General features: G+C 66.8%; 3 protein-coding genes and 1 pseudogene. 1 reads left to right on the top strand and 3 read right to left on the bottom strand.

The window, feature by feature from the left end; all coding sequences use genetic code 11:
- Positions 1-191: pseudogene (locus Q1N79_RS03900) on the top strand (IS256 family transposase); the annotation flags it as partial.
- A 761-nt stretch (positions 192-952) separates the two neighbouring features.
- Here the strand turns inward: Q1N79_RS03900 and Q1N79_RS03895 are convergent.
- The 3 genes from Q1N79_RS03895 to Q1N79_RS03885 form a co-directional block, all read right to left on the bottom strand.
- Positions 953-1990 (bottom strand): LLM class flavin-dependent oxidoreductase, encoded by a 1038-nt coding sequence (locus tag Q1N79_RS03895; protein ID WP_300604474.1) that lies wholly within the window; start codon positions 1988-1990, stop codon positions 953-955.
- Between the two features lie 76 nt (positions 1991-2066).
- Entirely contained in the window at positions 2067-2537 is a 471-nt protein-coding gene (locus Q1N79_RS03890) for a cupin domain-containing protein (protein WP_300604471.1), read from the bottom strand.
- Positions 2538-2999: 462 nt separating this feature from the next.
- Positions 3000-3372, bottom strand: a 373-nt coding sequence (locus Q1N79_RS03885; RefSeq protein WP_300604469.1) for a hypothetical protein, incomplete at its 5' end; no start/stop codon positions are given.

The raw sequence follows: 3372 nt of genomic DNA, 5'->3' as shown, positions 1-3372 counted from the left end.
GCCACGGGTCGAAGGCAGCCGGGCTGGCGATGGCGTTCAAGCTGATCGAGTCCGCGCAGCGCCGCTGGCGGATGGTCAACGCACCTCACCTGGTCGCGCTCGTCCGCGCCGGGTCGGCCTTCGTCAACGGCAAGCTCGTCGAACGACCCGAGGAGGAGGCAACCGAGGCGGCCCAGCCGGAAGCCGCCTAAAGATCTTGATCCACAGGTATTGACAATTACTCCAGCGGCCCGCCACAAACTCCAGATACCGATCCACCAGCGGTTCGCCCAGCCGGTAACGGACCTGGCCAGACCCCGAAACGAAACGTACAAGACACGGGAAAGCGCTCATTTCAGCACCATCCCAGCAAGTGACGTGAGAATACGGGAGCGACACGGATCACCCGTGTATTAAGCGATAGGCACGTGATATCGGGTCCATGACATCCCCGGCGTCGCCGTCCGCCGTTACCGGAGGATCAAGAACCACATCCGGCAGATCGAGGCCGTGCCGGGGCCACCCCATCACCATCACCCCAAGGCCGCGCAACTCCATACCGCCCCTGACCAGGCCCGATCACCGCACCAGGCCCGGGTCCGCTGCCGCGCGCCCATTGATGCCAGGCGACTTTCCGGTCAGCACCGCCCGCACCGGGCCAGGAACCTGCGGCCACCGGACGCAGGCGCCACCGCCATGGCCCCGGTGACCGACCTCGCGCCAGCGCGGATACGACGTCGCAACATCCTAGGCGGCCTGATTCACGAGTACGACCGGGCCGCATGAAGGTCATCGCCTGATCAGGAAAACTACAGCTCAGAGGCCATAGGCGCAGTTATGGCGCCGGCCAGGCACTTCAATACCGCCTGGGCCCGGTGTGAAGTCGTCCCCGGCGAGGACGGACTCGGGTTCGTACCTCGTGTGAATCAGGCCGAACCTGGTGCTCCGAGGCTCGGACGTGATCGGGCGGAGGTCACGGGCGCGGCACGGAGGGATGGAAGGCGGGCATGACCTCGCCGGCCAGCAGCTGGAGCGAGGCCAGCGCCTCTTCGGAAGTGATGTCGCCCCACTGCACGGCGGGCACGAAGTAGAACGAAGGCCGGTCCCGGAACTCCTCGACGATGGTCTCCAGGTAGTCCTTCACAACCTGGGGCGTGCCGATCAGCACACGCTCCCCCTCGGCCAGCACCGAGTCGAAGTCCTGGCTCTGCTCCGCCGCCACCCGGCCGTCCGGAGTGCGCAGCGCCGTCGCCGCCCAGTTCCGGCAGAACACGGGCCAGGCGCGGCCGGCGATGGCCCTCGCCTCGGCCTCGCTCTCCCGGATCACGACGTGCTTGGTAATACCCACCCGTGGCGCCCGGGCCCCAGGGTTGAGGTGGGCACCCCCGGCCCGAGTCTCGTCCCAGAGTTGCCAGTAGCGCGCCACCGCGCTGGCGCTCCGGGTGACGAAGTGGATGCCCCGCCGCCCGGGGAATTCCGGGCTGCCTGCGTACCAGACCGGCGGATAGGGCTTCTGGACCGGCAACAGGGGCATGGGCGCGTCCGGAATGTGGTAGAAGCGCCCTTCGTAGGCGAGGTTTCCGCTCGACATCGCCGAGACCACGACCCGCAGCATCTCCTCGTTCCGGGCCGCAGCTTCCGCGGGGTCGATGCCGAACCACTCGTGCTCCACGGCGCGGATTCCCCGGCCCACCCCGAAATCGAGCCGCCCTCCCGACAGATGGTCGAGCATGCAGAGCTCCTGGACCAGGCGGACGGGCTGGTACAGGGGCAGGATGTGCACGATGGTCCCCACCCGGAGCCGGCTGGTGGCCTGGGCGAGGGCGGCCAGGAACACGTTGGGCGACGGGGCCAGATCGAGCGGGGAGAGATGGTGCTCGGCTACGTGGTAGCCGGTGAACCCCAGCCGTTCCGCCTCCACGAGAAGCCGGATCTTCTCCCGGTACTGCCGCCCGACGGCGATGCCCGGCTGTCGCTCGAAGTGGTCCCAGATCCCGAAGTCGACGTGCATCCCGTCCGCCCCTCCTTTTCCGCGCTCCGCGGGTCGTGTCCCTCCTCCTGGCGGGAGAGCGGTGGGGTGGAGGGGCTCACCCCTCCGCCTCGAGCAGCTTTCCTCCCACTGCCACCGGCTCGGCGTCGATCAGCACGAAGGCGATCCTGCACGGCTCTGCGCCTCTGTTCATCCAGTTGTGGACGGTGCCCCGCTGCACCAGCACGTCGCCCGCCTGGAGGTGGACGACCTCGTCGTCGAGCTCCATGTCGATCTCGCCGGACATCACGACCGCGTAGTCCACCGAGCTGGTCCGGTGCCAGCGCGGGGAGTTACCGGGATCGAACTGGACGATCCTGAAGACCGTGCCGTTGGACAGCGTGAGACCGGTCTCCCGGTCCGAGCTGTCGTCGCTTCCGGTGTTGTCGACGGGGAACCCCTCCGTCGTCCAGAAAACCCTCCTGCCCCCGGGCGGGCCCGGCTCCAACGTCATCGCCTCGTCGATCTCGACCCGCGCCCGCCCGTTGGCGTCGTGGCCGGTGACGATCCGCCTCACCGCTGATGCCATGGTCCTCCTGCTGCCCGGTTCGACCGCCGCGACCCGTATGCCTGCCAGCCGGCCAGCTCACGCTAGGCGACCCTCAGCTTATGCACGATGATAATCGGGCCCGCGTTCACCCAGGAGGTGAGGTTGACCGACAGCAGCTACGCAAGTTGCGTGCACGGAACGATGGGCATCACATCACCCAGAAGACTGCCCGAGGGCTGCCGTACTCACGCCGGCCAGTGATCCTCTAAAAGAGGTGGTTAATTCGCGCCGGCTGGCTAGTATGCGGCGCCCGCCATGAAAATCTCGCGCCACGTAGCTTGAACGCGGTCACCGACGCGCCGCTGTGTGCGCGGCTGGCGATTCCGTTTCCTGTTCGGATTATACTGGATACGCAACATGTTTGCCGAGGAGTCGCCCGAGTTCACCGGGAAGTGCCCGATTACGCATCCAGAACTGGCAGATCTGATTGGTCGGTTGAAGCTAGATGGTCGTTTCACCGTCCACGCCGATTCGGCGACATCGTGCGGTGACGCAGTCTGCGTTGGTCACGCAACGCGGTCGGTCCTGATCAGTCGTCGCGCGCGGGTTCCGGTATTCGGCACCGATCGGCGTTTCCTGGCCGGTCGCCCTGACGTGCGGATGGGGGCGATCTGCGTGGCCCAGAGCTGCCAGCTCGCTGCGGTAATCGCGTCTACAACATTGGCCTTCCAATGCGGCAGAATGCGTGGGCTCTACCAGGGGGGCTATGAGGGTCTCGACGGCACTGGCTGCCGGTAACGCGGTGGGCAGCTGTCCGTAATAAGACTCACGGGCTGTCCGGGCCAGGTCCTTGAGGAAGTCGCTGCGGAGGTCA

The organism is Trebonia sp. (assembly GCF_030042015.1).
GTDB lineage: Bacteria > Actinomycetota > Actinomycetes > Streptosporangiales > Streptosporangiaceae > Trebonia.
The sequence above is the reverse complement of the archived record's forward strand: the minus strand, read 5'-3'. Positions and strand labels throughout refer to the sequence as shown.

Excerpts from the sequence above, each read along its gene's own strand:
- Q1N79_RS03895 (WP_300604474.1), bottom strand. The coding sequence starts at position 1,990 with ATGCACGTCGACTTCGGGATCTGGGACCACTTCGAGCGACAGCCGGGC.
- Q1N79_RS03890 (WP_300604471.1), bottom strand. The coding sequence starts at position 2,537 with ATGGCATCAGCGGTGAGGCGGATCGTCACCGGCCACGACGCCAACGGG.